Source organism: Halorubrum sp. AD140, from assembly GCF_034497445.1.
Classification (GTDB): Archaea; Halobacteriota; Halobacteria; order Halobacteriales; family Haloferacaceae; genus Halorubrum.
In genome coordinates this window covers 1-1,659 of sequence record NZ_JAXRUU010000158.1, presented here as the reverse complement: position 1 = coordinate 1,659, position 1,659 = coordinate 1, and the positions used below count along the sequence as shown (strand labels likewise).

Genomic DNA, 1,659 nt, shown 5'->3' with positions numbered 1-1,659 from the left:
CCGTAGGTCGGCGCATCGAGATCGACGATGTTCGGGGTGCCTTCAACCGAGTCGATGTCGAGACAGTTGTTCGTCGTGCCGACGACGACAACCGCGCGACCGAGATCCTCCCCGAGTCCGACGGATCTGTCCTCGGTCGGTGCCTCGTCACGATGGGCGCCCCGGCGGGCGAGAAGGTGAGCCTCGACGCGTTCCCGTCAGTCGTGTGGGACGTTCCAGCCCCAGTGCGAGTATCGTTCGCGCGGATCTACCTCGACCACCGAGCGATAGTGTACCCCGACAAGCGGACGATGGTCGTTAAAGAAGAGCGACCGGTGACGTACTCAGAGGGACTTCGTGATCTCCTCGGGGACGTGACTGACGGCCCGGTGACACTCGGCAACCAAAGCGTAACAATATCGGCAGAGGCGGCCCGCACTCTCTGTCCCCCGTAGTTATTCACCGGTCGATAGGTGATCGGCGGCATTCGGGGTCGTGAGGGCACCCGCCGAAAGAACATAACGGTGGGTTCCATACCTTCACTCATGGGAATCGTGCGTGACGACGACGTACTCGGAGGTGAACCCCGAATTGGCGGGACGAGAGTCGGTGTTCGCCACGTCGCTGCCCGGGTAATCGACGGCGGTCAGTCACCCGCTCACGTCGCGGACCAGTTCGACCCCCCGCTTTCCGACGTTTACGAGGCGCTCTCGTACTACTACGCGCACATCGAGGCGATGCGCGATCTCGAACGGGAGAACGAAGCGGCGTTCGATCGCGTTCGGGAGTCGGCGCTGAAGCCGAAAGAGACGGCTCAGTGACGACCGCTCGAATCCTTCTCGACGGACACGTCGGTCGCGTCTTCGAGCGACTGCTCCGGGAACGCGGGCACGAAGTCGAGCAGGCGAAAGATCGGTTCGGCGAGTACGCGACTGACGACGCGCTGCTGCAGAGGTGTGCGGACAACGGTGTCGTACTCGTGACGAATAACGCCAGCGACTTCGAACCGCTGCACCGGGAACACGACCACGCAGGGATACTCCTCTACTACGAGCAGGCCCTTCCGGATACTGATCCCGAGGACTGGCCAGAACTGTCGACGAGGTCTTCAACCAGTACGGAACGCACGGCGTCGAGAACGAACTGGTCGATCTCGGCGAGTGGTACGAGTGGCTTCACGGGTAGCGTTCACTCCGGTCGCCAAGCGCCGATCTCAGACCCCCAAATTCGGCCGTCTCACGCCTGAAAGGTCGAGTCGTTCGACGGTCGAAGCAGCGCCCGTCGCCCCTGTCATCATTCTGAATTGTGTGGGTACATTCACTTCACTCGCACCCAACTGTCGGTTGTAATCTGTTCTGAGGATTCATTGCCAATAATTAGTACAGTACCCTCACTACTCAGAATAATTAATAAAGTGCCAGTATTCCAAGAGTCATAGCACAAAATTTTTCAAATTCTGAGATGTTCTCATGTTGGCCAAATGTTAACTCATTAGTTCGTTTACTAAGGGGATTGATACGGACATCTCCTTCAATTTTTCCAATTTCACCCCTGATTGGTGCTTCAAATTTAAATTTTCTTGTGAGCAAATCATTCATCGGCCATCTTGTAAAAACTCTATAAAAACGTCTTAAGTAATTTGCGTCAACGGATATGATCTCATCTGAACTGTTAAATTGT

3 protein-coding genes and 1 pseudogene are annotated in these 1,659 nt (G+C 56.4%); 3 read left to right on the top strand and 1 reads right to left on the bottom strand.

The features are described from left to right. The 3 genes and pseudogenes from U4E84_RS16935 to U4E84_RS16925 all read left to right on the top strand — a co-directional run. Window positions 1-434, top strand: a pseudogene (locus U4E84_RS16935) (hypothetical protein); the annotation flags it as partial. Window positions 435-452: 18 nt separating this feature from the next. Continuing rightward, window positions 453-800, top strand: a complete 348-nt coding sequence (locus U4E84_RS16930) for a DUF433 domain-containing protein (protein ID WP_322533276.1) — start codon at window positions 453-455, stop codon at window positions 798-800. After that, a complete protein-coding gene (locus U4E84_RS16925) occupies window positions 797-1,225 on the top strand; it encodes a DUF5615 family PIN-like protein (protein WP_322533275.1) in 429 nt (142 codons plus the stop codon). The genes U4E84_RS16930 and U4E84_RS16925 overlap by 4 nt, the downstream gene beginning before the upstream one ends. Before the next feature lie 160 nt (window positions 1,226-1,385). On the opposite strand, the gene U4E84_RS16920 is transcribed toward U4E84_RS16925, so the two are convergent. Next, a partial coding sequence (locus tag U4E84_RS16920; RefSeq protein WP_322533274.1) for a hypothetical protein occupies window positions 1,386-1,659 on the bottom strand: 274 nt, incomplete at its 5' end.